The 25,607-nt window shown below is 42.5% G+C and carries 26 protein-coding genes; 21 read left to right on the top strand and 5 right to left on the bottom strand.

Annotation, left to right across the window (positions count from 1 at the left end; translation table 11 throughout):
* The first annotated feature begins 51 nt into the window (after positions 1-51).
* From B1K52_RS17205 to gdh, 14 genes are all read left to right on the top strand, one after another.
* The gene (locus tag B1K52_RS17205) at positions 52-1,050 is read left to right on the top strand and encodes an acrylyl-CoA reductase family protein (protein ID WP_077310446.1); all 999 of its coding nucleotides are present in this window, start codon (positions 52-54) and stop codon (positions 1,048-1,050) included.
* Positions 1,051-1,171: 121 nt separating this feature from the next.
* A complete protein-coding gene (locus B1K52_RS18075) occupies positions 1,172-1,312 on the top strand; it encodes a hypothetical protein (protein WP_179106599.1) in 141 nt (46 codons plus the stop codon).
* 506 nt (positions 1,313-1,818) lie between these two features.
* Positions 1,819-2,685 (top strand): GAF domain-containing protein, encoded by an 867-nt coding sequence (locus tag B1K52_RS17200; protein ID WP_077310445.1) that lies wholly within the window; start codon positions 1,819-1,821, stop codon positions 2,683-2,685.
* Between the two features lie 100 nt (positions 2,686-2,785).
* Positions 2,786-3,592, top strand: a complete 807-nt coding sequence (locus B1K52_RS17195; protein WP_077310444.1) for an alpha/beta hydrolase family protein — start codon at positions 2,786-2,788, stop codon at positions 3,590-3,592.
* On the top strand, positions 3,567-3,983 hold the full coding sequence (locus B1K52_RS17190) for a GNAT family N-acetyltransferase (protein WP_077310443.1): 417 nt from the start codon (positions 3,567-3,569) through the stop codon (positions 3,981-3,983). Before B1K52_RS17195 ends, B1K52_RS17190 begins: the two co-directional genes overlap by 26 nt.
* Before the next feature lie 35 nt (positions 3,984-4,018).
* Positions 4,019-4,201, top strand: a complete 183-nt coding sequence (locus tag B1K52_RS17185; RefSeq protein ID WP_077310442.1) for a DUF4177 domain-containing protein — start codon at positions 4,019-4,021, stop codon at positions 4,199-4,201.
* Positions 4,202-4,203: 2 nt separating this feature from the next.
* Positions 4,204-4,683, top strand: a complete 480-nt coding sequence (locus tag B1K52_RS17180) for a GNAT family N-acetyltransferase (protein WP_256855950.1) — start codon at positions 4,204-4,206, stop codon at positions 4,681-4,683.
* A gap of 22 nt (positions 4,684-4,705) precedes the next feature.
* Positions 4,706-5,245: a hypothetical protein gene (locus B1K52_RS17175; RefSeq protein WP_077310441.1), complete on the top strand. Its 540-nt coding sequence runs from the start codon at positions 4,706-4,708 to the stop codon at positions 5,243-5,245.
* Positions 5,246-5,448: 203 nt separating this feature from the next.
* Positions 5,449-6,849, top strand: coding sequence for a cytochrome ubiquinol oxidase subunit I (locus B1K52_RS17170; protein ID WP_077310440.1), 1,401 nt, complete (start codon positions 5,449-5,451; stop codon positions 6,847-6,849).
* Complete coding sequence (gene cydB, locus B1K52_RS17165) at positions 6,836-7,852, top strand: cytochrome d ubiquinol oxidase subunit II (protein ID WP_077310438.1); 1,017 nt, start codon at positions 6,836-6,838, stop codon at positions 7,850-7,852. The genes B1K52_RS17170 and cydB overlap by 14 nt, the downstream gene beginning before the upstream one ends.
* Entirely contained in the window at positions 7,852-9,573 is a 1,722-nt protein-coding gene (cydD, locus tag B1K52_RS17160; RefSeq protein ID WP_077310436.1) for a thiol reductant ABC exporter subunit CydD, read from the top strand. Before cydB ends, cydD begins: the two co-directional genes overlap by 1 nt.
* Positions 9,560-11,293: a thiol reductant ABC exporter subunit CydC gene (gene cydC, locus B1K52_RS17155; protein WP_143588912.1), complete on the top strand. Its 1,734-nt coding sequence runs from the start codon at positions 9,560-9,562 to the stop codon at positions 11,291-11,293. The genes cydD and cydC overlap by 14 nt, the downstream gene beginning before the upstream one ends.
* Positions 11,294-11,384: 91 nt before the next feature.
* On the top strand, positions 11,385-12,245 hold the full coding sequence (locus tag B1K52_RS17150) for a GRP family sugar transporter (protein WP_077310434.1): 861 nt from the start codon (positions 11,385-11,387) through the stop codon (positions 12,243-12,245).
* Positions 12,246-12,266: 21 nt separating this feature from the next.
* Complete coding sequence (gdh, locus tag B1K52_RS17145) at positions 12,267-13,052, top strand: glucose 1-dehydrogenase (protein WP_077310432.1); 786 nt, start codon at positions 12,267-12,269, stop codon at positions 13,050-13,052.
* Positions 13,053-13,088: 36 nt separating this feature from the next.
* Here gdh and B1K52_RS17140 read toward each other — a convergent pair whose 3' ends face one another.
* From B1K52_RS17140 to murA, 3 genes are all read right to left on the bottom strand, one after another.
* A complete protein-coding gene (locus tag B1K52_RS17140; protein WP_077310430.1) occupies positions 13,089-13,829 on the bottom strand; it encodes an SDR family oxidoreductase in 741 nt (246 codons plus the stop codon).
* A gap of 5 nt (positions 13,830-13,834) precedes the next feature.
* Entirely contained in the window at positions 13,835-14,341 is a 507-nt protein-coding gene (locus B1K52_RS17135; protein WP_077310429.1) for a metallophosphoesterase family protein, read from the bottom strand.
* Between the two features lie 94 nt (positions 14,342-14,435).
* Positions 14,436-15,716 carry a UDP-N-acetylglucosamine 1-carboxyvinyltransferase gene (gene murA / locus B1K52_RS17130; protein ID WP_077310427.1) on the bottom strand — a complete coding sequence of 427 codons (1,281 nt, stop codon included), beginning with the start codon at positions 15,714-15,716 and terminating at the stop codon, positions 14,436-14,438.
* 309 nt (positions 15,717-16,025) lie between these two features.
* Between murA and B1K52_RS17125 the strand changes: the two genes are divergently transcribed.
* Positions 16,026-16,667, top strand: coding sequence for a TVP38/TMEM64 family protein (locus B1K52_RS17125; protein ID WP_179106598.1), 642 nt, complete (start codon positions 16,026-16,028; stop codon positions 16,665-16,667).
* Positions 16,668-17,196: 529 nt separating this feature from the next.
* On the opposite strand, the gene dat is transcribed toward B1K52_RS17125, so the two are convergent.
* Positions 17,197-18,063 carry a D-amino-acid transaminase gene (dat, locus tag B1K52_RS17120; RefSeq protein ID WP_077310425.1) on the bottom strand — a complete coding sequence of 289 codons (867 nt, stop codon included), beginning with the start codon at positions 18,061-18,063 and terminating at the stop codon, positions 17,197-17,199.
* A gap of 289 nt (positions 18,064-18,352) precedes the next feature.
* On the opposite strand from dat, the gene queG reads away from it, so the two are divergent.
* Positions 18,353-19,501, top strand: coding sequence for a tRNA epoxyqueuosine(34) reductase QueG (queG, locus tag B1K52_RS17115; protein WP_077310423.1), 1,149 nt, complete (start codon positions 18,353-18,355; stop codon positions 19,499-19,501).
* A gap of 116 nt (positions 19,502-19,617) precedes the next feature.
* On the opposite strand, the gene nfsA is transcribed toward queG, so the two are convergent.
* Complete coding sequence (gene nfsA / locus B1K52_RS17110) at positions 19,618-20,367, bottom strand: oxygen-insensitive NADPH nitroreductase (protein ID WP_077310422.1); 750 nt, start codon at positions 20,365-20,367, stop codon at positions 19,618-19,620.
* 246 nt (positions 20,368-20,613) lie between these two features.
* On the opposite strand from nfsA, the gene B1K52_RS17105 reads away from it, so the two are divergent.
* From B1K52_RS17105 to B1K52_RS17085, 5 genes are all read left to right on the top strand, one after another.
* The gene (locus B1K52_RS17105) at positions 20,614-21,465 is read left to right on the top strand and encodes an amidase domain-containing protein (protein ID WP_077310421.1); all 852 of its coding nucleotides are present in this window, start codon (positions 20,614-20,616) and stop codon (positions 21,463-21,465) included.
* A 54-nt stretch (positions 21,466-21,519) separates the two neighbouring features.
* The gene (gene trmL, locus B1K52_RS17100; RefSeq protein WP_077310420.1) at positions 21,520-21,993 is read left to right on the top strand and encodes a tRNA (uridine(34)/cytosine(34)/5-carboxymethylaminomethyluridine(34)-2'-O)-methyltransferase TrmL; all 474 of its coding nucleotides are present in this window, start codon (positions 21,520-21,522) and stop codon (positions 21,991-21,993) included.
* A 129-nt stretch (positions 21,994-22,122) separates the two neighbouring features.
* Positions 22,123-22,491 (top strand): helix-turn-helix domain-containing protein, encoded by a 369-nt coding sequence (locus B1K52_RS17095; protein ID WP_256855949.1) that lies wholly within the window; start codon positions 22,123-22,125, stop codon positions 22,489-22,491.
* An 86-nt stretch (positions 22,492-22,577) separates the two neighbouring features.
* A complete protein-coding gene (locus tag B1K52_RS17090) occupies positions 22,578-23,600 on the top strand; it encodes an HD-GYP domain-containing protein (protein WP_179106597.1) in 1,023 nt (340 codons plus the stop codon).
* 98 nt (positions 23,601-23,698) lie between these two features.
* Positions 23,699-25,594, top strand: coding sequence for a PrkA family serine protein kinase (locus B1K52_RS17085; RefSeq protein WP_077310417.1), 1,896 nt, complete (start codon positions 23,699-23,701; stop codon positions 25,592-25,594).
* Positions 25,595-25,607: the final 13 nt, after the last annotated feature.

Genomic DNA, 25,607 nt, shown 5'->3' with positions numbered 1-25,607 from the left:
TTGTATCTGATGGGGAAAAGAACTAGTATGAGTAGCAGGAGGTAATGCAAAATGACAGACACTTTTAAAGCACTAGTAGCAGATAAACAAGCAGATGACGTTTCGGTTCAGGTGGAGAATCTTACAGTGGATGATTTACCAGAAGGCGAAGTACTAATTAAGGTTCACTATTCCGGAGTTAACTACAAAGATAGTTTAGCTTCTATAGCGAATGGCAATATTGTGAAAAATTATCCGATGGTACCAGGGATTGATATGTCCGGGGAAGTAGTTTCTTCTGAGGATGAACGCTTTCAGCCTGGTGACCATGTTATTGCGACAAGTTATGAAATAGGTGTGAGCCGGCATGGCGGATATAGTGAATTCGCTCGTGTACCAGCCGAGTATATTGTAGCGCTGCCTGAAGGAATGACAACAAGAGAAGCAATGATTATTGGTACAGCAGGATTCACTGCAGGACTCTCTGTTCAGCGTTTATTGGAAAATGGATTAGATAAAGACAATGGACCTGTTCTCGTAACAGGTGCAACTGGCGGAGTGGGCAGCTTTGCTGTAGCGATATTGAACAAACTGGGCTTTGAAGTGGAAGCTAGCACAGGTAAAGCGGAAGAAGCAGAATATCTGAAGGAACTTGGTGCTACACGAGTGATCTCTCGTGATGAAGTTTATGATGGAGAGGTGAAGCAGATTGCCAGTCAAAGATGGGCAGCTGCGGTTGATCCTGTTGGCGGAGAGCCACTTGCTTCCTTGCTGACACAGCTAAAGTACAATGGATCGGCTGCAGTTAGCGGCTTGACAGCTGGAACAAGTGTACCAACATCTGTTATTCCGTTCATTTTGCGCGGAATCAATTTACTTGGCATAGATTCTGTTTATTGTCCGAAGCCAACTCGTGAAAAGATTTGGCTGCAAATGGCCACAGCTTTTAAACCAGGTGATATGGAAAGCTTTGTGTTAAATGAAGTAACCTTAGATGAGCTTCCGGAAACATTACCTCAATTACTAAAAGGACAAGCTCGCGGACGCTATCTAGTGCGCATTGCGGATTAAACCTATGTGACAAAACTGTGTCAGTTAGAATATGAACGGTTTGTGAACATCGTCACAAAGGGTTTCCTTCTCCTTTGTTCTCATGGCATAATCATGACAAATGCTTAGGAGAGGTGCAAATATGATCTACCTATTAGGATTCATTGCAATCGCATGTGTTATTGGCTGTTTCGCAATTTGGATGAAAATGGTCAAACAGGACGAGCAAAAGTTCTCGAACGAACCAGAAAAGCTAACACAATCATATAAACAAGCAAATTAAACGATAAGAGGCTGGGACATAACTGTTTAAGCTATATAAAAATCCAAACAATACTGCAATTAAAAGCAGTATTGTTTGGATTTTTTGCGTTGGAAACGAGATGAGAGCATCGCTTCGGAAATACACGCCGCTTTCCTGCGGGCGGCTGGTGAGCCTCCTTCCGCGGGAGTCTCCGTGTATTTTCTACGCTGATTTTTGTTATAGGAAATCTTTACTCGTGTAGGCAGAGTACGTAGACTCCTCGAAAAAGATAGCGATTTTCTTGTCGGTGTCTACTTCAAAAGCCATTCTTGTCCGACGATAACAGCTAAAGTTGGAAAGTAGCAGTCGTTAGAGAACTGCATTAAAAAGTACGGATCTAGTTATCGTTCGCTTTTAGGATGAATTAATCTTGTTTTGTCTCGCTCTCTTTTTTGTAATGTCTTTTAAAAATACGTTTTAATAGCAGTGGTCTAGGGTAAAAGATTGATATTCGAATTATGACTAGAGAGAAAGGTACTTAAATAATGAAAACAGTTACAGAAATGACAAAGCGGGTCAAGTTATTTCATGATTTTGATGAAGCGGCTCAAGGTGTACTGAATATGATAAGTGAATTTGTTAAGATCAATACACTTTTCATCGCCAAAAATGACAATGCACGAAATCAGATTGTCAAAGTTGTCAATCAGAATGAAGAGCTTTTACAAGAGGGAGAAACACTACCTTATAATGAAACGTTATGTAAACTTAGTGTTGATCATGGAGAAGAGATATTGATAATTTCTGACTTGGCAGAAAGCGAACTGACACAATCACTAGATGTAGCGAAACATTTGGGCGGCGGCAGCTTTATTGGCATTCCTATTTATTATGAGAATGGTGATAATTACGGTACGATTTGCGGACTGGATAAAAAGTCGTTTCCATTTACAGAAGAACACGTCCGTTTATTCGAGACAATGGCATCTCTTTTAACTTTTGTGTTGGAGCTGGATAGTGCTAACCAGCAAATTAAAAATCTCTCGGCGCCATTTGTACCAATTACATCCGGGGTAGCTGTTTTGCCTGTTATGGGTTTTATAAATGATGTCAGGGCGGAAAATATCATTCAGCTAGCATTGCAGAAAAGCCAGGATCTGAATTTGGATTATCTAGTTATTGATCTATCTGGCATCTCGCAAATTGATCATGTTGTCAGCAATTCGCTGCTAAAGATAGCAACTTTACTGAAGCTTGTCGGTGTAACACCTATATTGACTGGCTTTCATCCAGACTTAGCATTAAAAGCCCGATCTCTGCAAATGGAGCTGAAGGATATTATGATAGAGGCGAATCTGGAACGTGCCCTGAACAAGATAGGTTTAATAGTAGAAAAGCGGGATACCGTATAAAACCAGACAAATGTCTGGTTTTTGCTTTACATATGCTAAAAATTTGTTTGGTTATCTTTCTTACAATATATTAATGGTAAAATAAGGAGGGGATTTATACATGAAGAAGATGCTCGAATATCAGCATAAGGGGACGCTTTTGCGCGGGTCTGTCCACATACCGGAAGGGACTGGATCTTTTCCGGCGGTTTTGATGCTGCATGGCTTTGGATCTAATCGGATGGGCAGTCAGGACAGCTTTGTTAATATGGGAAACAGGTTGGAAGCAGGTGGTTTTGCTGTATTCCGATTTGATTTCAGCGGCAATGGCGAGAGTGAGGGTGATTTCTTCGATATGACAGTCACTAAGCAAATCGAAGAAGCAAACGCGCTTATCCATTTTTGCTGTGGTCAATCTTACGTTGACCACAAACAGTTCCATCTGCTTGGTATGAGTTTGGGGAGTGTCGTGGCCAGTATGGCTGCCGGTACACATCCAGAGCTGATTAAGTCCATCTGCCTGTGGTCGCCAGCTGCTGTCATTGTCGATGAAATAACGCAACAGCGGACCATTCAAGGACAGTCTATTGATGTGTTTGCAACGCAAGGCTATATGGATATCCGCGGCAGAAAACTTGGCCCTGCCTTATTAGATGATGTAAAGGTGTTGGATATCTATGGTATGGCAGCGCATTACCGAGGGTTAGTCAAGATCATCCATGGAGATGCAGACAAAATCGCACCTATTCGATATGCAGAGAAGTATATGGAAGTATATCCAGAGTCAGCGGAGCTTGTCACTGTAACAGGTGCAAATCACGGCTGGGCAACTGTGGCAGACAGAGCTATTCTCTTTGATGAAACGGAGCGCTTCTATCTGCAGCAAGTAGGGGGAGATAGTAGTGGAAATCAAACAAACGAGCAATGATGAGGTAAGAGATTTTGTTCGCAATAAAGTAATTGCTTACAACATGCAGCAGCTGCCAGGAGAAAAAGGTGCAAAAAAGGAAACAGCTGAATTCACCATACAAGATGAAAATGGCGATATCACAGGGGGAGTTACTTGTACCTTCTACTGGCATCATTTGCACATTGATTTTCTTTGGGTAGATGAAACCAAACGGCATAGCGGTTATGGTACAAAGCTTTTAATGAAGGCGGAGGACTTTGCTCGACAAAACGGAGCTAGATTGATAAAACTGGATAGCTTTAGTTTTCAAGCGCCGCATTTCTATGAAAAGCACGGGTATTCTGTTTACGGCAAGCTAGAAGATCACCCTGCTGGTCATACGCATTACTATCTAGTTAAAAGACTTTGAAAATGTATATATGAGTTGACAGGGAGGATTTTTTTATGATGACATATGCATTTGAGACAATTGAAATGAAGAGTTTTACTGGGAAAATGAAGACCGATTACCGGAAAATCGTACAGGAATATGCGCAGAAAGGATGGCGCTTGCATAGTATGAATCCTATTCCGGGGTATGACGGAATGGCTGCCAGTATTGAGCTAATCTTTGAAAGGGAAGCGTAAAAGTGCGGAGTAGGAAGATTAGGGAGATTGAAGAAAAAGACAACTTGCTTATAGAACAGTTAATACGAACATGCTTAAAGGAATTTGGCGCAGACAAACCTGGAACAGCTTGGAGTGACCCAGATTTAGGCCGATTTTATTCTCTTTATCAGCAGCCTGGCTCAAAATATTGGGTCGCAGAGGAGGAAGGACATATAGTGGCGGGCTGTGGTATTGGACCTGTGGCAGCGCATCAAGATGTTTGTGAGCTGCAGAAAATGTATGCAGAAAAAGAGCAGCGCGGAACAGGCATTGCCGAGAAGCTGCTTCAGACAGCTCTTACCTTTGCGAGCGAGCGTTATAAGCAGTGTTACTTGGAAACGTTGAGTAATATGCATGCTGCCAATCGCTTTTATCAGAAGCAAGGTTTCCAGCAGATGGACAAACCGCTGAACGAATCGGAGCATTATGCATGTGACGTTTGGTATATAAAGAATTTGTAATCAGCAGAAAGAGGGCGGTCGGTTGCATTTTCAACCGGTTTTAGAGCTGTTGGAGGAGCATGAGGTATCTTATAGCATTGGCGGATCGCTGCTATTGTCTTTAAAAGGACTGCCTGTCCGGCCGAATGATGTGGACCTTTTGGTAAAGCCAGAGAATTTTACACAAGCAAAACAAGTGCTGCAAAAACGAGCCGTTAGAAAAAAGGATAAGCCACCTCAAGATTGTTTTTTAACAAAAGCATGTACCACTTTTACCATGTTAGATAATATACAAGTAGATTTGATGGCCGACTTTGCGATTATATATGAAGACACTATATTCCGGATGCCGTTTACTGCAGTTATGGAGCAAACAGTTGCTGGTATACTACCGCTTAGCAGTATGGAGGCGTGGTATGTGATGTACTGGCTGCTGCCAAATAAGGAAACAAAGCGAGAACTGATGGAGAATTATTTTCGATCTCATGGCCTTTCCAACCGTCAAACCCTTGAGGAAGCACGCAGATTAGGCATGCCGGCAGAAGCGAATCATACAATGGAGAAGCTGCTAAAAGAATTGTAAAAAGAATAGAAACAACACCAATGAAAATCCCTATGCGAAGGGATTTTTTTGTTTGTTAACAAAGCTGTGACGAATACGCCACAATTTGTTCAATATTTCACAATCTCAAATAGGGAAGAAGGAGTATACTAAATGTAACAGGACATTGTGACTATTTTCACAAAGTTACCGATTACATTACGTTAAAGAAAGAAGGCGGCAATATGGATGTTGTAGAACTATCTCGGATCCAATTTGCATCAACGACTTTGTTCCACTTCCTATTCGTTCCATTGAGTATAGGTTTGGTGTTCATCATTGCAATCATGGAAACATTGTATGTTGTGAAAAAAGACGATAAGTACAAAAAAATGGCAAAGTTCTGGGGGCATTTATTCCTAATTAACTTTGCAGTCGGTGTCGTCACCGGTATCCTGCAGGAATTCCAATTCGGAATGAACTGGTCGGAATATTCCCGATTTGTTGGGGATGTATTCGGTGCGCCGCTTGCAATAGAAGCTTTGTTAGCATTCTTCATGGAATCTACTTTCTTAGGTTTATGGATCTTCGGCTGGGACCGCCTGCCGAAATGGCTCCATGCATTATGCATTTGGTTAGTATCTTTAGGGACGATTTTCTCGGCATTCTTTATTTTGTCGGCGAACTCCTTTATGCAGCATCCAGTAGGGGCTGTGCTGCAAAACGGCAGATTAGAAATGAATGATTTCTTAGCTATCTTGACGAATGGGCAGCTCTGGGTCGAGTTCCCGCATACTCTGTTTGGTTCATTTGCGACTGGAGCGTTATTCATAACAGGAATCAGCGCTATTGCTCTTCTTCGCAAGAAGCATGTAGCCTTTTATAAAGGATCATTTAAAATAGCAATCATTGTTGGTTTAATCAGTGGTATTGGTATTGCGTTGTCCGGACACGAACAGGCGCTTTATCTAGTAGAAACACAGCCAATGAAAATGGCAGCGAGTGAAGGACTTTGGGAAGACAGTGCTGATCCAGCTCCTTGGACAGTGATTGCTAACATTGATACAGAAGCTGGAGAAAACACAGGTGAGCTTAAAATTCCTTACTTGTTAAGTTTCTTATCTTATGGTGATTTCCATGGCTCCGTTGAAGGTATGAATACCTTACAAGAACGCTATGAAAATATGTACGGCCCTGGCGATTATATTCCGCCAGTGAAAACAACATTCTGGAGCTTCCGGATTATGTCTGCACTTGGCGGTGCAATTGCTGCATTAACAATTTGGGGTGCGTACTTGTATGCACGTAAAAAACTTATTACTAGTAAATGGTATCTGCGTATGATGATTGTTGCCATTAGCTTCCCGTTCATCGGAAGTTCTGCCGGCTGGATTATGACAGAAATCGGCCGTCAGCCATGGGTTGTGTTCGGTTATATGCAAACAGAAGACGCAGTCAGTGCAGGTGTAAGTGCAGGGCAAGTGTTATTCTCACTCCTTACATTCTCTGCTTTGTATTTAATTTTGTTCGCGGTCATGATAACGCTATTTGTCCGTGAGATTAAAAAAGGACCAGAACACGATATTGAACAATCTGATTCGATTGGGGATCCATTTACGAAGGAGGGTCAACATGCTTTCTCTTAATGAATTATGGTTCATCCTTGTTGCGGTGTTATTCGTTGGCTTTTTCTTCTTAGAAGGCTTTGATTTTGGTGTTGGAATTGCCGGCAGATTCGTCGCCAAAGATGATTTAGAAAGACGCGCGTTCATAAACTCTATCGGCCCATTCTGGGATGCAAATGAAGTGTGGCTGATTACAGCTATTGGGGCTATGTTTGCTGCCTTTCCGAATTGGTACGCGTCTATGCTGAGCGGTTTTTATCTCTGCTTTGCATTTATCCTTTTCGGGTTGATTGGTCGCGGGGTTGCTTTTGAGTTTCGCGGTAAAGCAGAGCATCCGACATGGCGCAAAGTATGGGATTGGGTTATCCTGATCGGCAGTATTATTCCGCCGCTCACATTCGGAATTATGTTCACAGCTTTGATCCAAGGTGTACCGATTGATGAAAACATGATTATGCATGCTGGCGTAACCGATGTTATTAATGTCTATACCGTTCTTGGCGGCGTAACATTGACGATGCTGTGTGTATGGCACGGTCTTATCTTCGGGACACTACGTTTAATGGATACACTTCGTGAACGCTGCCGCCGTGCAGCAAAGAACTTGCTGCCAATCAATGCTGTTTTACTCATTGCCTTTCTGGGCATGACTTTCTTTAAAACAGATATGTTCGCAGTTCATGGCAATATGTTAGAGTACCTATTCATGGTCGGTATCTTGGTTTATATCGCATCCGGCTATTTCATCACACGTAAACGTGATGGCTGGGCGTTCTTGATGTCAGGATTAATTATTATTCTGCTGATTGCATCTGTATTTATCGGATTATTCCCTCGGGTAATGATCAGTTCTATCAGTGATGCTTACAGTCTGACAGTACAAACTGCATCTTCAGGAGATTATTCTTTGAAAATCATGACCTACCTAAGTTTGGCGCTTTTGCCGTTCGTGTTAGGTTATCAAATTTGGAGCTACTACGTTTTCCGTAAGCGAGTAGATCATAAGGAGCATATGGAATACTAATGGGCAGAAACTTAATGGCTTACAAAGGAATAAAAACGGTGCTGGTGGTGCTCTCCGCGTTCACGCTGCTGCAAGCTGTGGCCATTATCTTTCAAGCAAAGTGGCTGGCGGAGGCCATTACGCACCTGTTCCATGGACAAAGTTTTACATCGCAAATTCCACTTATAGGCTGCTTCGTAGCAGCCTTTCTTGCTAGACAGCTGTTGCAACTAATAATTAAAAAGATATGTTTCCGCTTTGCACAGGCGACTGTAGAAGAGATGCGGAAAGCATTCTTAGAGAGTGTCTTTAAGCTTGGACCACGTTATACCAAGCAAGAAGGTACTGGAAATCTGGTTACGTTTTTGATGGAGAGTGTAGGCAAGCTTCGGGATTATCTCGAACTATTCTTACCAAAGCTCGTTTCCAATATGATTACGCCATGGCTTGTGCTTATTTATATTTGGATGCACGATGATATTTCCGGTGTGATCTTGCTCGTAACCATTCCTATCTTAATTGCATTTATGATTTTGCTTGGCTTAGCGGCTCAGAAGAAAATGGATAGTCAATGGAAGGCTTATCGTATGCTTTCCAATCATTTTGTTGATTCACTGCGGGGCCTGGAAACATTGAAGTTTCTTGGACGCAGCAAAGAACACGGTGAAACAATCGAGAAGGTAAGCGGGCAGTACCGCAAATCGACTTTGGGTACGCTGCGAATTGCGTTTCTATCTAGTTTTGCACTAGATCTGTTTACGCAGCTGGCAATTGCGTTTGTTGCAGTAACGCTTGGGTTGCGTTTAATTGATGGCACGCTGTTATTAGAGCCGGCTTTAATGATCTTGCTGCTTGCTCCTGAGTATTTCCTGCCGATTCGTGAAGTAGGAAATGACTATCATGCCACATTGGACGGCAAAGATGCCGGTGACCAGATGCTTGCTGTTATTCAGCTTGCGCAAGGGAAACGTCAAGGTAAAGATGCAGGTAAGTGGAAACAAGGCAGCGAGCTGGTTCTGCGTGATGTAACAGTTGCTTATGAGGAAAATCAGTCTGCTTTAACAGACTTAAGTATTCGAATAAAAGGCAATCAAAAGGTTGGGCTGATTGGAGCTAGCGGTGCAGGTAAATCGACTTTTATTGATTTGCTTAGCGGTTTTATTGACCCTGCTAGCGGACAAATGGAATTGGACGGAAAAGCTATCGACTTTAACGCAGATGCTTGGCAGCAGCAAACTGCATATATTCCGCAGCATCCATTCATCTTCCAAGGCAGTGTAAAAGATAATGTTCGCTTTTATGCCCCAGAAGCAACCGATGAAGCTGTGGAAAAAGCAATTGATCATGCGGGTCTGCGTGACGTCATCAATAAGCTGCCTGAGGGGTCTGATACGTTAATTGGTGAAGGAGCTCGCAGTTTAAGTGGCGGGCAGGCGCAGCGAGTCGTGTTGGCTAGAGCGTTCCTTAGTAATCGCTCCATCGTCCTTTTGGATGAGCCAACTGCGCAGCTTGATATTGAGACAGAATATGAATTGAAAGAAGTAATTGAGGAATTGGCTGCGGATAAATTGCTGTTCTTTGCTTCACATCGGCTGCATTGGATGCAAGAAATGGATCTTATCATTGTGATGGAGCATGGCAGAATCGCAGAGTACGGTACGCACGAAGAATTAGCAGCAAAACGCGGGCAATATGTCCGCTTGCTGGAAGCACAAATGGGGGATAATCATGAAGCATCGTGACTGGATCATGCCATATGTTAAACGCTATAAATATCGCATGCTGACCATTATGCTGCTCAGTATGCTGACAGTAGGTTCAGCGGCAGCTTTGATGTTCACATCTGGTTTTTTGATTTCTAAATCATCTTTGCGTCCAGAGAATATCTTGCTTGTTTATGTGCCAATTGTTCTGGTACGTGCATTTGGGCTTGGTCGCTCCGTTTTCCGATATTCCGAAAGGCTCGTCAGCCATGACTTCATTCTTCGTGTGCTGGCGAAAATGCGGACACGTTTGTATCATTTGGTTGAGCCGAAAGCGGCAACCAGTAAGTCAATAAAAACGGGTGAAGTGTTAGGTATTTTGTCAGAGGATATCGAGAGCTTACAAGATCTGTATTTACGGACGATTCTGCCTACCGCGTCTGCAGTTCTGCTGTATGTTATCAGTATTTGTGCGCTTGGTTATTTCAGCATAGGATTTGCTTTGCTCATGGCTATTTACTTCTTTGTGCTTGTTGTTGTCATGCCGATTTTCTCCTTACTGCATATGCGGGCAGTCAATCAGGCATATAAGAAAGATAAAGATCAGCTTTATCAATATGTGACAGATGGCTTTCTTGGAATTCATGATTGGCTGTTAAGCGGGCAGAAAAAACATTTCTTCAGCCGCTTCTTCGCACAGCAGCAGACGCAGGATATAGCGGATAGACGGTCGAAGAGTTGGGCGTATTACCGGGAATTTATCGGACAAGTGATTGTTGCTGCTATGCTAGTTACGATGTTAGGTTTCGGAGCTAACCTATTTGCTGACGGCAGAATTGCTGGTGTATTTATTGCGGCGTTTGTACTTGTAATTATTCCATTATCAGAGGCGATTTTGCCAGTATCCAATGCTGTAGAAAAGTATCCACGCTATGAAGAGTCACTGAATCGAGTTACGAAGCTGGAAGAAGATGCAGAAAAAACGCTCGTCTCGGTACCGTATGAAGGTTTATTAGATACAGCTGGGTTAACAATGCAGCATGTCGATTTTGGTTATGATGATGAAGAGAACGTCATCAAGAACTTGTCTCTTGAATTGACCCAAGGAAAGAAAGTTGCAATTATTGGGAAGAGTGGCGCCGGCAAGTCGACACTTTTGAAACTGCTGCAAGGAATGCTCAAGCCAGATTGTGGTTCTGTTCGTATTAATGGCTATGATGCTTCGGCAATTCGTCCGGATATGACAAAGCTTGTATCCGTATTGAATCAAAATCCATATCTGTTTTATACAAGTGTGGCCAACAACTTGCTGTTGGCAAATGAAAGTGCAACCGAAGCACAAGTAAAAGCGGTTATGAAACAAGTGAAGCTTCATGACTTAGTCGCCAGTCAGCCAGAAGGATATCAAACGTCTATGCAGGAAACAGGTCAGCGTTTCTCGGGTGGAGAACGCCAGCGAATTGCCTTGGCACGAGTGCTGCTTCAGGATACACCAATTATTATGCTGGATGAGCCAACAGTAGGGCTTGACCCGATTACAGAACGTGATTTGCTGAATACGATTTTCGATAGCTTAGCTGGGAAATCGTTGCTATGGGTGACACACCACCTAGTAGGGATGGAACAAATGGACGAAATCATCTTCTTGGAAGAAGGTAAAGTCAAGATGCGCGGTACGCACGCACAATTGCTGCAGGAATCGCCGCATTATAAAAAACTGTATGAATTGGACCGCCCTGCGGTTTTCCAAACTACTTAATCCAAAGCATTTGCTTTGGATTTTTTTTTGCATAAAAAGATACTAGCGTCATCATACTAGCATTAAAGCATAACTGAAATGGAGTGACGTGATGGATATCTTACTGGCGGTTCTGCCTGCCTTGTTTTGGGGCAGTATCGTTCTATTCAATGTGAAGCTTGGCGGATCCCCTTATCATCAGATTCTCGGTACGACGATTGGTGCATTGCTGTTATCAATCATACTGTATTTCTTTGTACGCCCGGAATTAACAGGCTTCATCTTCTTAATCGGTTTCCTTTCCGGTGTATTCTGGTCGCTTGGCCAGACTTTCCAGCTGAAAAGTATTCATGCAATTGGCGTTTCACGCACGATGCCAATTTCAACTGGAGCTCAGCTCGTTTCTACTTCTCTGTTTGGTGTTATTGTGTTTGGAGAATGGAGTACATCAAGATCCGTTATTCTCGGAATTCTGGCGTTATTGCTTATTATTGGCGGAGCAATTCTTACTTCCAGACGAGCTAAAGGGGAAGAAGAGGATGAGGCAAGTCGTGGGGCTTTCCGAAAAGGTTTGGTCTTCCTGGCTATTTCTACAGTAGGTTACTTAGTTTATGTTGTTATCGCCAGATTGTTTGGCGTTGACGGCTGGACTGCTTTATTCCCGCAAGCTGTTGGTATGGTGGCTGGCGGACTTATCTTAACTGTGAAATACAAACCGTATGATATGTATACAATAAAAAATATTATCCCCGGTGTTATATGGGCAACAGGTAATATGTTTTTGTTCATCTCGCAGCCTCGAGTTGGTGTGGCAACAAGTTTTTCTTTGTCTCAGATGGGAATTGTCATTTCCACACTCGGCGGTATTTTCATATTAGGTGAAAAGAAAACGAGGGGGCAGCTGGTTAGTGTCGCTATTGGTATCGTGCTAATCGTTATTGCAGGTTTTCTCTTAGGTTATACAAAATCATAAAGCAGCTAAGGAGTGTTGAATATGTATCCAAGTTTAAAGGATAAAGTAGTCGTTATTACCGGTTCATCAACAGGATTAGGAAAGGCAATGGCATTACGTTTTGCCGAAGAAGGCGCAAAAATAGTTATCAATTATTATAAAAACCAAGAAGAGGGCGAGGAAGTTGTCCAACTCATTAAAGATAGCGGCAGTGATGCAGTAGCCGTACAAGGAAACGTGATGCAGGAAGAAGATGTGCAAAAGCTTGTCCAGACTGCCATTGATTCTTTCGGCAAGCTTGATATTATGATTAACAATGCGGGAGTAGAGAATCCTGTTCCTTCACATGAGTTATCGCTGAAAGATTGGGATCGGGTTATCGGTACGAACTTGACTGGTGCGTTTCTAGGCTCCAGAGAAGCATTGAAATACTTTGTTGATAACAACATCAAAGGAAATATCATCAATATGTCCAGTGTGCATGAAGTCATTCCATGGCCGTTATTCGCACATTATGCAGCGAGTAAAGGCGGCGTTAAATTGTTGACAGAAACATTAGCGCTTGAATATGCACCGAAAGGTATCCGTGTGAATAATATCGGACCAGGGGCCATCAATACACCAATTAATGCAGAGAAATTTGCCGATCCGAAGCAAAAGGCGGATGTAGAAAGCATGATTCCAATGGGCTATATCGGAAAACCAGAGGAAATCGCCGCGGTTGCAGTGTGGCTTGCATCTGAAGAGTCCAGCTATGTTACTGGTATTACGTTATTCGCAGATGGCGGTATGACAAAGTATCCGAGCTTCCAAGCAGGAAGAGGCTAAACGAAAGAGAGACAATGCCCGCGGGCATTGTCTCTTTTAATGTGCATAAATCATTTTACGTGTCATTCCGCCATCGATAACTAAATTTTCACCATTGATAAAGTTATTCTCCGCGGTTGTCAGGAACAAACAAGCTCTGGCAATGTCAGATGGAGTGCCGACTCGTTTGGAAGGATGCTGATCGTGATCAACAGGTCGCAATGCGTCGTAATCCTCTGTTTCAATCCAGCCAGGACTAATGCAATTGACGGTAATATAATTATTCTGTAAAGATACTGACAGTGCATGCGTAAGTGCGGTGATGCCGCCTTTTGTCGCAGCGTAGGCCTCTGTATCCGGTTCGGACATGGATGCGCGCGTGGATGCGATGTTCACAATGGCACCGCCTTTTCCGCCATGTTTCATGTAGCTGGCTGCTTCTCGGCTAGCCAGGAAGGTGCCGCGTAAGTTGGTATTGATAATACTATCCCATTCTTCTACGGCTAATTCGAACATATTTTTAAACGCACTAACACCGGCGTTATTGATTAGAATATCAATTTTCCCAAAGTGCTCGTATGCTTGTTTCATGAGATTAGTTATTTCTTTATGGAGACGCATATCGGCTTGCAATGCAAGTCCCTCGCCTTCCATTTCCTGAACAGTCTGTTCGACAGCAGACTTATTCAAATCTACCGCTGCAACTTTCGCTCCGGCTGCTGCATATTGCAAAGCCACAGCCTTACCAATTCCGTTTCCTGCTCCAGTCACAACAACTACTTTACTTGTAAAATCCATCTTGTTCATCCTTTCTTATCTTTGTAATAAATATGTTTTATTCTCCATGTACCATCTTCTTCTACAACTAATTCGCCAAAAGAAAACTGCTCCTGGCGCCGTTTATCCGTTGGTGAACCTGGATTAAAGAGAACCATTCTTTCTTCTGTCTTGTGTTCAGGTATATGAGAATGCCCGTAAATGAGCAAATCCAACGATTCCTCTGCAAAAGCTGCCCGAGCTCGCTGCTCCGTCGTTTTTCCTTTTCCGTGGCCGTGCGTAATACCCACTGTTACACCGTGAAAGGAAATAATCTGTCTATCTGGTAAGATCTCCGTTACATCCGGACCATCTGTATTACCATAAACAGCGGTTATTGGTGCAAAAGACTCGAGTGAATCAAGCACTCGTCGGTCATTAAAATCGCCAGCATGCACAATATGGTCGGCTTTCTCCAAATAAGGAAGTAAAGCGGGGGGCCATATCTTTGCCATCCGAGGCATATGTGTATCAGCTAAAATGATAATACGCATCCGTTTTCCTCCCGTCAGTGACATAGTACCCAAATGTTTCTTTTAGCAATCATAAAAAACGCTCTCCTGCCAAGAGGAGAGCGTTCAAATTTAATTAATATTGTGTTTGATGTGCAGGCTGATGTAACGTAATGTCGGCACCTAGCTGTGTGAACAGACCAACAATATCTTCATAACCTCGCTGAATATGTTTAATATCTGTAATCTTCGTAACACCGTCAGCTGCGAGACCTGCAAGGATTAAGGACGTGCCAGCTCGTACGTCATGCGCCTTCACGGTTGCCCCCGTTAGCTTGGATACGCCATTAATCATAATTTGATGGTCTACTACGTTAATATCTGCGCCGAGCTTCTTTAGTTCAGCTACGTGACCAGTACGGTTTGGATATACTTTATCCGTAATGGAGCTGGATCCTGCAGCAAGTACGAGCAAAGTTGTCAGCGGCTGCTGCAGGTCGGTAGCTAATTCAGGGTACATACCCGTCTGGATTCGTGCACCATGTAAAGCGGAACCGGAAGCAGTCATGGAATCGTCTTCTTCGGTAATCGTCATACCTAATTCAATTAACTTGTTTGTACAGCTTGCCAAATGTTCTGGAATAACGTTTTTCACTGTGATGCGGCCATTCGTTACACCAGCAGCCATTAAGAATGCTCCAGCAATCAAGCGGTCTGGAATAACAGTATGTTCAATCCCGCCATGCAGAGAGGCAACGCCATCGATGGTGATTTTATCTGTTCCGGCACCTTTGATTTTAGCTCCCATTAAGTTAAGCAAGTTGCCTAGATCGACAACTTCCGGGTCTTTAGCGGCATTATGCAATACAGTACGGCCTTCTGCTTTAACTGCCGCCAGCATGGCATTAATAGTGGCACCTGAAGTAATTACATCAAAGGTAATATCCGCTCCTGTAAGTTTGTCACAAGATACTTCATAATACTTTTGCTTAAAGTCAAATGTTGCTCCAAGTGCCGAAAGAGCTTTAACGTGCTGATCAATGGGGCGGGAGCCAAAGTCATCTCCGCCTGGATAGCCAATTTGGACAGTCTTTACTTTTGCAAGTAAAGCTCCGACAAAATAATAGGAAGCACGAAAATCCGATGTTTTTGCCACGTCTAATTTACCGGAAGTGATATACCTTCCGGTAAGCTCATAGGTGTTTTTCTCTGTCTCTTCCATATACAAACCAATATCTTCAGCAATTTCTTTTATTAATAAAATATCCCGAATAGCGGGTATATCATGAATCGTGATCGTTTCATCTGTCAAACAGCCTGCTGCGACCAGTGCAAGAGCACTGTTTTTTGCGCCGGGAATCGTGACTTCTCCGAATAGCGGGCCGCTATTTCTAACTTCAAACCATGCATTGTTCACTCTATTACGCTCCTTGTCTAATTCCAGCTCGGAAGGCAAGAAAACAAGAGGCGAAGAACGATTATGTTAAGTTGCTTCGCTTTTCCTGTATTTTAAACGGCCTTCTGCTCTTTTTCATCTTCTCTCATATGCACATAAACTCCATTTTACCATTAAACACGCAAGAAGTAGATAGGGAATAAGTATTCCTGTATGTAGAATTTTCCTATAGTCCGAACTTCTGTACGAAAGCTTCATATACTACCAGTAACGAACTTTTGTGCTACAATGAAATGGACTGGACTATACCACTGGAAAGGCAGGCTTATCATGAAAGGAAGCAAAGTTATCAAGGGCTTGGGTTTAGGGCTGCTTGTACTTTTTCTAATTTGGTTTGTCCGGGAACATATGAAACTATCACCTGAAGAGATCCAAAAGTGGATTGTATCATTTGGGATTGTCTCCCCTTTAATTTATATTGGAATCTACACAGTAAAACCTATCATCTTTTTTCCTTCGTCAGCACTTTCAATTGCTGGGGGGTTAGCTTTTGGATTTATAAAAGGAACGATTTTTATTTTGATAGGCGCAGCTGGTGCTGCCGTTGTCGCATACTTTCTGGCAAGCATATTCTCTGAACGGTTTGGGGATAAGGATTTTGGTGAACGGGCAGAGAGAATTAAACAAAAATTGCGTGATGCAGGCTTTTTTTACGTTCTCGTCATGCGGGTGCTGCCGGTTTTTAACTTTGATTTGGTTAGTTATGTTTCCGGTCTGACACGTGTTAAATTCAAGCATTATATGGTGGCAAGCATTGTAGGTGTGCTGCCAGGTACGATGACATACGCTCTTGTTGGTGCAAGTATCGTATCCTTCAATTATATGTATCTCGCTATTATTATATTGGTTATGTTAATTTGTGTTCTGATTGGGTTTTGGAAAAGAGATAAAATAAAAGAAATACTAACTTAAGGCAGCCTAGACTGTCTTTTTTGTTTCGGCAGGAAATGATTTTGCTGCTATCGAAAGAAGTTTGTCTTGTATTCGGGCGGATAAATAAGCAGAGGAAGAGGCCGGGACATAACTTGTTTAAGCTATATAAAAATCCAAACAATACTGCATTGTTTGGATTTTTTGCGTTGGAAACGAAGATGAGAGCATCGCTTCGGAAATACACTCCGCTTTCCTGCGGGCGGCTGGTGAGCCTCCTCGTGCTAAAGCACTGCGCGGTCTAACCGAGGCCTTTTTCCCGCGGGAGTCTCCGTGTATTTCCCACGCTGATTTGTGTGATGGGAAACCTTCATTCGTGTAGGCAGAGTACGTAGACTCCTCGAAAAAGATAGCGATTTTCTTGTCGGTGTCTACTTCAAAAGCCATTCTTGTCCGACGATAATAGCTAAGGTTGGGGAGGCAGCAACCTCATAGGACAGCATTAAAAAGTATGGATCTAGTCATCGTTTGCTTTTGGGATGAATTTATCTTGTTCTGTACCAGTGTCTTTTTATGATGTAGATGCTGTTCGTTGGATTTCGCTAACTTTCTCATAAGCAAGCTGTAAACGGCGTGTAATCACACCAGGCTCCCCATTACAAATGCGATTTCCGTTCACTTCTATAACAGGCATAACTTCGCTTGTTGTACTCGTGATAAACACTTCATCTGCATCTAAAAGTTGCTGTGTTGAGAAGATTGTCTCTTGTACTTCCAGCGCTGATTCTGCTGCGAGAGTTAATACACGGTTTCGAACACAACCGTGCAAAATGTTTTTTGCTGCTGGATGGGTGTAAAGGACATTGTCTTTCACAATAAATACATTGGACGAAGAGCCTTCTGTAACTTTGTCGTTTCTATGAAGAATAGCTTCGAATGCACCTTTTTCCTTGGCTGTTTGCTTTGCAAGTATGTTAGGCAGTAAGTTTAAGCTTTTGATGTAGCATAAATCCCATCGGATATCTTCCGCTAATATTGTTCGCACACCTTGTTTAAGCTGTGCAACCGGCCGTGGGCTTTCCTCGATATATGCGTATAAATTGCTCGGCACATCTGGAAAAGTATGCTCACGCGGCGCAGAACCACGGGTAATCTGTAAATAGACCTTTGCATCCGTCTGCACAGCATTTTTTTCTGCCAGTTCTTGCAGAGAGGCGATGATTGTTTCCTTATTGAAAGGTACTTTCAAACGAATTGCTTCTGCTGAACGATAAAGTCGGTCGATGTGAGCTTCGAGTAAATCATAGTTCCCTTGATAAATACGAATAACTTCATAGATGCCGTCTCCAAACTGTAATCCTCTTTCCTCAAACGGATAGACGAGAGAATCTTTTGCAGTTATTCCATTCTGCGTCCATACATAGTTATACAAGCTCATTTTTTTAATACCTCCATTTCGTTAAAATTAAGTATAGCAGAGGAGAAGGAGTGAGAAAGTGAAAAAAATGTCGAATTTTGCTTTGAATGTTGCACGTGTGTAAAAACCTTGTTATACTACTTAACATACTATTTATAAACCGGGGTATTCATTTCGCGCATCATGCACTTGTACATTACCCTTGAGCCAACGCAGTGTCTCGTTTTAAACGTAACGAGGCATTGCGTTTTTACTATGCCTAATATGGAAATAATGCTAGAAATAATGATAAAAGCAGGGAGGCGGCACAATGGATACGGAAAAGTTGAAACAAGAGCTGATTGCTTATAGTAAGGAAATCGGTGTTGATAAAATCAGATTTACAACAGCGGATGTCTTCCAAGAGTTAAAGGAGAGACTGAAGCAGCAACAGGAAAAAAATTATCAATCTGGATTTGAAAAAGGAACAATTGAAGAACGAACCGAGCCGAAAAAACTCATGCCATCAGCCCAATCCATTATTGCCATTGCGCTTGCGTATCCTTCCCGACTGCCTAATGCTCCAAAGAGTACAAAAGAAGAACCGCGCGGGTTGTTTTGCCGTGCATCCTGGGGAATGGACTATCATGAGGTGCTGCGAGACCGATTGAATAAGCTGTCTGCTTTTCTTGCAGAAAGAGTGGAAGGGTTCGCTTATCGTTCGATGGTCGATACAGGAGAACTCTCTGACCGTGCTGTGGCAGAACGAGCAGGAATCGGCTTCAGTGCTAAAAACAGCTTTGTCATCACGCCTGAGTTTGGTTCATATGTCTATCTTGGTGAAATGATTACGAATATACCTTTCCAGCCGGATGAGGCGGTTGAGGATAGTTGTGGCAGCTGTACAAAATGCATTGACTCTTGCCCAACAGGAGCGCTTATCCAAGGCGGGCAGCTGAACGCCCAGCGCTGCATCGCTTATTTGACACAAACGAAGGATTTCCTTCCTGATGAATTTCGAACGAAAATCGGTAATCGTATTTACGGCTGTGATACGTGCCAGCTTGTTTGTCCAAAGAACAAAGGAATGGATTTCCATCTTCATGAAGAAATGGAGCCTGATCCAGAGATTGTGAAGCCATTATTGAAACCATTGCTGAAAATGTCTAATAAAGAATTTAAAACAAAGTTTGGTATAATCTCTGGTTCGTGGCGCGGTAAAAAACCAATTCAGCGCAATGCTATTTTGACGATGGCCCATTATAAAACGACGTCAGCTGTACCAGATTTAATCGAGCTTATGGAAAAAGACCCGCGTCCTGTTATCCGCGGAACTGCTGCATGGGCAATCGGTAAAATTGGGGTGCCGGAAGGTTTTGAAGCTATCAAACATGCGGTGGGTGAAGAGGAAGACGCACAAGTACGAGAAGAAATGGAAAAGGGATTGCAATTTGAAAAAGAATACGCGAAAGCACACTAAAAAAGGAGCTAATGCTCCTTTTTTAGTTTTGGTGCATGTAAAGGCAGTAACTTTAGTTGATAACTGGAAAGCTGTTTCCAGTTATCAGATTGATGGGCTAGCTTTCCATAGTTCGGTTAATGTTTCGCCCAACCTTTTTGCGTAATAAAGTCTTTCATGTAAGCGCGTCTCGGTATACGCAGTTTGTCGGTAGTCTGCTGTGTCCAACTGGTATTGCGTGTATTTTCCGTACGATTTACATAATAGGACTGGATGGTACGATCGTATTCTTCGAGATGTGCATTGAGCATGCCTTTATCTACATTATAGTGATTTTCGTGATATACGCTGGCGAATGGGAGACGTGGTTTTTTTTCATGCACTGTTTCGGGATAGCCAACAGCAATTCCGAACAGCGGCAGTACATGAGCAGGAATACCAAGACTTGCAGAGACACCTGCCAAGTTATTACGAAGACCGCCGATATAGCAGATTCCTAATCCCATTGATTCCGCAGCAATCGCTAGGTTCTGAGCGGCAAGAGAGGCATCAATTGTTCCTATCAGTAATGCTTCTGTACCTTGAATGGATGCAGAAATATCTGCTCGCAGGTTTTGAGCCATTTCTTTATGACGATAGAAATCGGCGCAAAACACAAAGAAGTGACCGTTCTTCACAACATAATCCTGGCTTCCTGCATACGTACTGAGCTCTTTTTTCACTAACGGGTCGCTAACCCCGATGATGGAATAAGCCTGAAGGAAGCTCGACGTGGATGCTGATTGGGCAGCCGTGACGAGTTCTTGTACCTGTTTCTCTGAAAGCGGATCAGCAGAAAAAGATCTTACTGATTTGTGGTTAAGGATAGTTTGCATAACATCTGACATCGTATTCTCCCCCTTTCTTATAAGGATACACAAAATTGACATATTTGTAACTAAAAAATGTTTGCGCTTTCATTTTGTGTTTCGGTCAAGCTGATGAAGCATATACTGTCATGATTCTACATACATACAAATGAGGTGGCAGTATGGAAACGTTCATGACAATTATATCTGTTTTTGTTGTTGGAGGATTACTTCTCTTACGGGGCTATGCAATGTCGTACCGCAGAAAGAACAGGAGGGATAGAGATGGGGAAGAATGAGCAGTTGGTGAATTTTTGGCTGCAGGAGGTCGAAGAGCAGAAAGAAGGAAATTGGCTGGTTGAACGCATAGCCGCTCATGCGAAAGAAGGTGCAAAAGTAGCTCAAATTAAAGGAGAAGGCACAATACTAAGGGAAGAACATGACAAAGATGAAGATATAATCACGTACAGCTTGTGTGCTACATTTCTCGTCCATAAGCAGCATGGAACGTATCATGAGGAAGAAGTACATACGCATACCGCCTATATGCGTAATGGCCAAATTGTGCGGCATGAGCAAAAGGATGAGGCTGTCCAGCCGCATGTCCATGGACTTGTTGGATATGAAAGCAATGATGAAAACTTTGATCGGCAATTTAACTATGACAGACGGGCTGCTGTACAATATGCAGAACGCTGGTGGAATGATTATAATCCGGCTTACAAAAAGTTTGAGGTCGATTGTACGAATTTTATTTCACAATGCTTACACGCTGGCGGAGCGCCAATGCGGGGAGAACCGGATCGAAATTCAGGCTGGTGGTATAACGGAGAAAGCTGGAGCTACAGTTTCACAGTAGCGAACGCATTGCGCTGGTATTTAAGTGGGTCTAAACAAGGGCTGCAAGGAAAAGAAGTTGCAGACGCACGATTGCTTCGTCCTGGAGATGTGATTTGCTATGATTTCGAAGGAGATGGAAACTTTAACCACAATACAATTGTAGTGGCTCGGGATCCACAAGGAGAGCCATTGGTGAATGCGCACACAGCCAATAGCAGAATGCGGAACTGGGCGTATCGTGATTCCCCGGCATATACAGAAAATGTTGTCTATAAATTTTTCCAGATTGGGGTCTGACCTCTGCTGTGCTATACTAGTAAGGTTGAAAGTTAAAAGCAGAGGTGAAAGTTAATGCCAAGACATATCGTACTATACCAGCCAGAAATTCCAGCAAACACAGGGAATATCGCCCGTACCTGTCTCGCTACCGATACTACTTTGCATCTTATTCGTCCACTTGGGTTTTCGACGGATGACAAGATGCTAAGACGATCAGGGTTGGATTATTGGCATGATGTGAATATCCGATATTACGATAGTATTGAAGAACTATATGAGCAATTCCCTGAAGGAGCCTACTATTATATAGAGAATTTTGGTACGAAACATTATTCGGACTATGATTTTAGTGATACGAATCAAGACATCCTGTTTGTATTTGGGCGGGAATCGACTGGTATTCCTAAAGACTTGCTCGCAGGAAAAGAAGAACAATGTCTTCGAATTCATATGACGGATAAAGTTCGATCCCTAAATCTATCTAATACCGCAGCAATCATTATTTATGAAGCTCTTCGACAACAAAACTTTGATGGACTATCTTGAACTGCACCTTGTGTGCGGTTTATTTTTTTCTAGTTAATTGTACTTAGATTCCTTTAGACTTACTGTTCTAATAGAACAATTTTTTTGGTAATAATAGACTAATGTCACTTATATCCGGTGGATTTACGAATGCGACGCTGTATAATGAAATGCATGAATAATGTGAGTGATTACACGCTATTGCTTCGGGCATTTGGAGATAAGCTCCGTTATCTCAGAAAGAAACAAATGCTGACACAAGAGGAATTGGCTGGCGTGGCTGGTTTTAATCGATCGTACTACTCAGATATCGAAAATGGGAAGCGAAATATATCCTTTATTGGTATTAGCAAACTGGCGTCTGCTTTAAATGTAGAGATGCGGGAACTCTTGCCAGCAAAAGAAGACTATTATAAGCTGCTCGAGTTAGATGCAAGACACCGACAGGAAACGATAACATATATATATGGCAGCACGATTGAAGGACAGATACATAATACTTTAAGAGCGAAAGAATAAAACTTCTCAATGCCGGCCAGTTCCAAGAATATGTTGTTAGGCTGCCCGATTTATGGCGGCTTTTTTAATGGAAAAGGAGAATGGAATTGATTTTAAAACGCAAACGCATCCAAGATATACTTCTGGATGATGTGATTGGCAATGACGTCATCTTAGCAGATCAGACAATAGTTGAAAAAGGTACAGTAATTAATCGAGAAGTGCTGGAACAGCTGAAGCAGAATAATGTACCCTCCGTCGTTGTAGAGACGACAGAAGAAGCGGCTGCCAATTTATTCAACAAGTCAGACCGGCTGCAGCAGACGATTCAGCAGCTCTTGGAAAAGGAAACCGATCACCAAGCAACGTACAAGCGCAGTATGGAAAAGCACTTTTATACGAATTTATCTTATATTGCATTTGAGTATCGTTATGGAAAACTGCTTTACGGAGAAGAAAGCATCCGTTTCTTAAAGGATTTATATGTTAAGAGTCTGAAAACAATGGGGCGCAGCAGTCTATGGCATATGTTGGAACAACGAGATCCATATGCTTTCATTCATTCTTTGGATGTATTTGTCATAGGTACGATGCTTGCTTATCATATGAACGTCGTTCAATTGGATTTTTGCGCCACAGGTTACTTGTTTCATGATGTCGGCAAGCTGGAGATTCCGCGTGAAATTCTTGATAAGACAACGGCGTTAACAAAAGAGGAATATGAGATTGTCCAGACACATACAGTCAAAGGAGAAATGCTTCTGCAGCAAGCCGGCGACCCCTTGATGGGACGCTATGCACGGAGCCATCATGAACGTCTAAATAAAAAAGGATATCCTGACGGCGCTTATTTACCAGAGCTTGGAATTGATATTCAAATATTAGCTGTTGTGGACACGTTTTCTGCATTAACATTATCCCGAACATACCGAGAAGTACTGCCAGCAGAAGAAGCGATACAGCTATTGCTGGAAATGTCGGATGCCTATCCGAAGAAAATTGTAAAAAAGCTGGCACAGCTTATGCATATCTACCCGAATGAGAAAGATATGTTGGAAATGGATGACGTTTTGTTTAATGCATATAAAGACGAAGCAACGCTTGAAATTGGTTGGAAACGAAAACCGTAACCAATTGGAATATGGATTTGCTGGCATGACACCCCTGCTCCAGGCATACATTAAGGTAATCGCCTTTTGTCTAACAATGCCTGGGAGGTTAATGAATAATGAATATATTGGATAAGGTACAGCAGTATCGCCAAGAACAAGAGAAGCTTCATTGGGAAGGAACACTTGCTGATTATTTGAACTTGTTAAAGGACCGTCCTTATCTTGCTCAATCTGCACATTCCCGTGTATATAATATGATCAAGCATAAAGGCATTGACGAGGTAGATGGTGTCAAGCATTATCATTTCTTTAAAGATGCCTTGTTCGGTTTGGAAGAACCATTGGAGAAGTTAGTCGAAGAATACTTTCATCCGGCAGCAAGAAGACTGGATGTGAAAAAACGGATTCTCTTGCTCATGGGACCAGTGAGCGGAGGTAAATCTACGCTTGTCAGTCTGCTTAAGCGGGGACTGGAGGAATATACGTTCACAGATGAAGGAGCAGTCTACGCCATCAAGGGCTGTCCGATGCATGAAGACCCACTTCACTTAATTCCCGTACATTTGCGCAAAGACTTTGAAAGCGAATACGGCATTCGTATTGAGGGGAATCTATCTCCGCTGAATTTAATGAGATTAGAAGAAGAATATGATAACAGGATTGAAGATGTTATTGTCGAACGTATCTTCTTCTCCGAAGACAAACGTTCCGGAATAGGTACATTCAGTCCTTCAGATCCGAAATCACAAGATATTGCCGACCTGACAGGATCGATTGATTTCTCCACCATTGCGGAGTATGGGTCAGAATCAGATCCCCGAGCTTATCGCTTTGATGGCGAATTAAACAAAGCAAACCGCGGCTTGATGGAATTTCAAGAGATGCTGAAATGCGATGAAAAGTTCCTTTGGCATTTGTTATCTCTTACGCAGGAAGGTAACTTTAAAGCAGGCCGATTTGCCTTGATTTCCGCTGATGAGCTCATCGTCGCTCACACAAATGAATCGGAATACCGCTCCTTTATTTCCAATAAAAAGAACGAAGCTTTACATTCCCGTATGATCGTTATGCCTGTTCCTTATAATTTGAAAGTGGATGAGGAAGAGAAGATTTATGAGAAGATGATTTCTGAAAGTGATATTAAGGACGTTCATATCGCGCCTCATACACTGAAGGTTGCTGCCATGTTTACCATCCTGACTAGATTAAAAGAATCAAATCAAGGCGGCACCAGCTTGTTAAAGAAAATGCATCTGTATAATGGTAAGCTGCTAGAAGGCTTCAGCGAAGCAGATATTCAAGAATTGAAAAATGAACATAGCGATGAAGGGATGAGCGGTATTGATCCGCGTTATGTGATCAACCGAATCTCCAGCACGATCATTAAAAAAGAAATGCGTTCCATTAACGCGCTTGATGTACTTCGTTCCTTAAAAGATGGCCTTAGCAGCCATGCGTCTATTTCGAAAGAAGACCGGGAACGTTACTTGAATTTCATCGCTGTAGCGCGTAAAGAGTATGATGAAATTGCCAAGAAAGAAGTGCAAAAAGCTTTCGTTTATTCTTATGAAGAATCAGCGAAGACACTAATGGATAATTATTTGGATAATGTTGAGGCTTATTGCAATAAAACAAAGCTGCATGATCCATTAACCGGGGATGAAATGCCATCTGATGAAAAATTGATGCGTTCCATAGAGGAGCAAATCGGAATCTCTGAAAATGCCAAAAAAGCATTCCGGGAAGAAATCCTTATCCGTATTTCGGCATATGCCCGTAAAGGAAAGAAATTTGATTATCAATCACATGAACGGCTGCGAGAGGCCATTCAGAAGAAACTATTTGCTGACCTAAAAGATGTGGTGAAAATCACGACATCCACTAAAACACCAGATGAGCGACAGTTGAAGAAAATGAATGACGTTGTCGCTACATTAATTGATGAGTATGGTTATAATTCCACATCAGCAAACGACCTGCTTCGTTATGTAGGAAGCTTACTGAATAGATAAATAAAAGCCGCCA

The organism is Terribacillus halophilus, assembly GCF_900162685.1.
GTDB classification, from domain to species: Bacteria; Bacillota; Bacilli; order Bacillales; family Amphibacillaceae; genus Terribacillus; species Terribacillus halophilus_A.
The sequence above is the reverse complement of the archived record's forward strand: the minus strand, read 5'-3'. Positions and strand labels throughout refer to the sequence as shown.

Coding starts and splice junctions, on each gene's coding strand:
- B1K52_RS17205 (WP_077310446.1), top strand. CDS start 52: ATGACAGACACTTTTAAAGCACTAGTAGCAGATAAACAAGCAGATGAC.
- B1K52_RS18075 (WP_179106599.1), top strand. CDS start 1,172: ATGATCTACCTATTAGGATTCATTGCAATCGCATGTGTTATTGGCTGT.
- B1K52_RS17200 (WP_077310445.1), top strand. CDS start 1,819: ATGAAAACAGTTACAGAAATGACAAAGCGGGTCAAGTTATTTCATGAT.
- B1K52_RS17195 (WP_077310444.1), top strand. CDS start 2,786: ATGAAGAAGATGCTCGAATATCAGCATAAGGGGACGCTTTTGCGCGGG.
- B1K52_RS17185 (WP_077310442.1), top strand. CDS start 4,019: ATGATGACATATGCATTTGAGACAATTGAAATGAAGAGTTTTACTGGG.
- B1K52_RS17170 (WP_077310440.1), top strand. CDS start 5,449: ATGGATGTTGTAGAACTATCTCGGATCCAATTTGCATCAACGACTTTG.
- cydB (WP_077310438.1), top strand. CDS start 6,836: ATGCTTTCTCTTAATGAATTATGGTTCATCCTTGTTGCGGTGTTATTC.
- cydD (WP_077310436.1), top strand. CDS start 7,852: ATGGGCAGAAACTTAATGGCTTACAAAGGAATAAAAACGGTGCTGGTG.
- cydC (WP_143588912.1), top strand. CDS start 9,560: ATGAAGCATCGTGACTGGATCATGCCATATGTTAAACGCTATAAATAT.
- B1K52_RS17150 (WP_077310434.1), top strand. CDS start 11,385: ATGGATATCTTACTGGCGGTTCTGCCTGCCTTGTTTTGGGGCAGTATC.
- gdh (WP_077310432.1), top strand. CDS start 12,267: ATGTATCCAAGTTTAAAGGATAAAGTAGTCGTTATTACCGGTTCATCA.
- B1K52_RS17140 (WP_077310430.1), bottom strand. CDS start 13,829: ATGGATTTTACAAGTAAAGTAGTTGTTGTGACTGGAGCAGGAAACGGA.
- B1K52_RS17135 (WP_077310429.1), bottom strand. CDS start 14,341: ATGCGTATTATCATTTTAGCTGATACACATATGCCTCGGATGGCAAAG.
- B1K52_RS17125 (WP_179106598.1), top strand. CDS start 16,026: ATGAAAGGAAGCAAAGTTATCAAGGGCTTGGGTTTAGGGCTGCTTGTA.
- dat (WP_077310425.1), bottom strand. CDS start 18,063: ATGAGCTTGTATAACTATGTATGGACGCAGAATGGAATAACTGCAAAA.
- queG (WP_077310423.1), top strand. CDS start 18,353: ATGGATACGGAAAAGTTGAAACAAGAGCTGATTGCTTATAGTAAGGAA.
- nfsA (WP_077310422.1), bottom strand. CDS start 20,367: ATGTCAGATGTTATGCAAACTATCCTTAACCACAAATCAGTAAGATCT.
- B1K52_RS17105 (WP_077310421.1), top strand. CDS start 20,614: ATGGGGAAGAATGAGCAGTTGGTGAATTTTTGGCTGCAGGAGGTCGAA.
- trmL (WP_077310420.1), top strand. CDS start 21,520: ATGCCAAGACATATCGTACTATACCAGCCAGAAATTCCAGCAAACACA.
- B1K52_RS17095 (WP_256855949.1), top strand. CDS start 22,123: ATGCGACGCTGTATAATGAAATGCATGAATAATGTGAGTGATTACACG.
- B1K52_RS17085 (WP_077310417.1), top strand. CDS start 23,699: ATGAATATATTGGATAAGGTACAGCAGTATCGCCAAGAACAAGAGAAG.